Origin of the sequence: Azospirillum isscasi (genome assembly GCF_030849505.1) — a bacterium.
Taxonomy (GTDB): domain Bacteria; phylum Pseudomonadota; class Alphaproteobacteria; order Azospirillales; family Azospirillaceae; genus Azospirillum; species Azospirillum isscasi.
Map to the genome: position 1 here is coordinate 1 of NZ_JAUJFI010000311.1, position 2509 is coordinate 2509.

The following is a 2509-nucleotide window of genomic DNA, read 5'->3' on the forward strand; positions in this document are numbered from 1 at the left end:
TCTTACGTCTTGGGTCCCTTGCGGACGGTGCTGGTGGGGTTGAGGCTGCCGATGTTGCCGCTCTCCGACCCGGCGTTGGGGTCGATCACCGCGTTGATCAGCGTCGGCTTGCCGCTGTCCATCGCTTCGCTGACCGCCCGGTACAGCTCGTCCGGCGTGGTCACGTTGACCCCCACCCCGCCGAAGGCTTCCATCATCCGGTCGTAGCGGGAGTCCGGCACGAACACCATCGGCGAGGGGTCCGAGCCGCCCGTCGGGTTGACGTCGGTGCCCTTGTAGATGCCGTTGTTGTTGAACACCACGATGCACACCGGCAGCTTGTACCGGCAGATCGTCTCCACCTCCATGCCCGAGAAGCCGAAGGCGCTGTCGCCCTCCACCGCCAGCACCGGCTTGCCCGACTCCACCGCCGCGGCCACCGCGAAGCCCATCCCGATGCCCATCACCCCCCAGGTCCCGACGTCCAGGCGCTTGCGCGGCTGGTGCATGTCGATGATCCCGCGCGCCAGGTCCAGCGTGTTCGCGCCCTCGTTCACCAGCAGCGCGTCGGGGCGCTCCTGGATCACCCGGCGCAGCGCCCCCAGCGCCCCGTGGAAGTTCATCGGCGAGGCGTTGCTCATCAGCTTGGGCGCCATCTTGGCGACGTTCGCCTCGCGCCGCGCCGCCACCGCCGTGGTCCATTCCGCCGGCGGCGCCGTCCAGCCGCCCCTGGCCATCCCGGTGCTCAGCGCCGACACGCACGACCCGATGTCGCCGACCAGCGGCGCCACGATCGCCACGTTGCTGTCCATCTCGCGCGGCTCGATGTCGATCTGGATGAAGGTCTTCGACCCCGGCTCGCCCCACGTCTTGCCCTTGCCGTGCGACAGCAGCCAGTTCAGCCGCGCCCCCACCAGAAGCACCACGTCGGCGTCCTTCAGCACCATCGAGCGCGCCGCCCCCGCCGACTGCGGGTGGGTGTCGGGCAGCAGACCCTTGGCCATGCTCATCGGCAGGAAGGGGATGCCCGACGTCTCCACCAGTTCGCGCACCGCCTCGTCGGCCTGGGCGTAGGCCGCCCCCTTGCCGAGGATGATCAGCGGCCGCTTGGCCCCCTTCAGCGCCTCCAGCGCCCGGGCCACCGCGTCCGGCGCCGGCAGCTGGGCCGGGGCCGGGTCGACCACCTTGACCAGCGAGCGGGCGCCCTCGGCGGCGTCCAGCACCTGCGAGAACAGCTTGGCCGGCAGGTCGAGGTAGACGCCGCCCGGCCGCCCCGACACCGCGGCGCGGATGGCCCGGGCCACGGCGATGCCGATGTCCTGGGCGTGCAGCACGCGGAAGGCCGCCTTGCACAGCGGCTTGGCGATGGCCAGCTGGTCCATCTCCTCGTAGTCGCCCTGCTGGAGATCGACGATCTCGCGCTCCGAGGAGCCGGAGATCAGGATCATCGGGAAGCAGTTGGTGGTGGCGTTGGCCAGGGCGGTCAGGCCGTTGAGGAAGCCCGGCGCCGAGACGGTCATGCACACGCCCGGCTTCTTGGTCAGAAAGCCGGCGATGGCGGCGGCGTTGCCGGCGTTCTGCTCGTGGCGGAAGGAGATGACCCGCAGCCCCTCGCCCTGGGCCATGCGCAGCAGGTCGGAAATCGGGATGCCCGGCACGACATAGAGGTTCTCGATGCCGTTGAGCTTGAGGGCATCGATGACGAGCTGGAAACCATCCGTCAGCACCGGGTCCGCATCGGTGGCGGCGGTGGCTTCGTTCTTGAGGGCAGTGACGGCTGACATAAGGGTTACTCCTCCCCGACTCTTATTCGGATCACGATCGGTCAATCGAGAAAATCGCAGTGCTGTTCGACATGGCGGGCCAGCCCCAGCGTGTGCTCGCGCACCCGCCGTTCGGCGAGGTCGGCGTCGCGCCGGGTCAGCGCGTCGATGATGTCGCGGTGCTCGACGATGGACGTCTCGGCCCGCCCGCCGCGGCGCATGGTGACGCGGCGGATGGCCCGCATGTGGATGAAGAAGCGGTCGGTCAGGTCGGCGATGAGCGTGCAGCCCGAGGCCTGGATGATCGACTGGTGGAAGGCGACGTTGGCGTCGGAATACTCCAGCACATGGTCGGCCAGCGCGCCCTCGGCGAAGCGGTCGAAGGTCTCGTGCAGCTCGGCCATGCCGCGCTCGTCGGCGCGCTCGACGAAGAGGCGGGCGGCCATGCCCTCCAGGGCGGCGCAGACGGTGATCATCTCGATGATCTCGGCCTTGGTCTTGCGCACCACGAAGATGCCGCGCCGCGGCATGGAGCGGATGAAGCCCTCCTGCTCCAAAAGCGCCATGGCCTCGCGCACCGGGGTGCGGCTGACGCCCAGCGCCTCGCAGAGCTGGCGCTCGTCCAGCCGGATCTCGCTCGGCCCGCCGTAGATGTCCATCTGGGTGATGGCCTGCCGCAGCGCCTGGTAGGCTTTGGCCTTGAAGCTCATCCCCTGGTCCAGGGGTTCGACCGAGAAACTCATCGTCTGCATTGGCGTTCCCGTCCC

At 69.2% G+C, this 2509-nt stretch carries 2 protein-coding genes; both read right to left on the reverse strand.

The genetic code is table 11. The annotated features are described in order from the left end of the window. Window positions 1-2 precede the first annotated feature (2 nt). On the reverse strand, window positions 3-1763 hold the full coding sequence (oxc, locus tag QSG27_RS28515) for an oxalyl-CoA decarboxylase (RefSeq protein ID WP_306712176.1): 1761 nt from the start codon (window positions 1761-1763) through the stop codon (window positions 3-5). 41 nt (window positions 1764-1804) lie between these two features. Further along, window positions 1805-2509: GntR family transcriptional regulator (locus QSG27_RS28520; RefSeq protein ID WP_407653285.1), on the reverse strand; the 705-nt coding region annotated here is incomplete at its 5' end.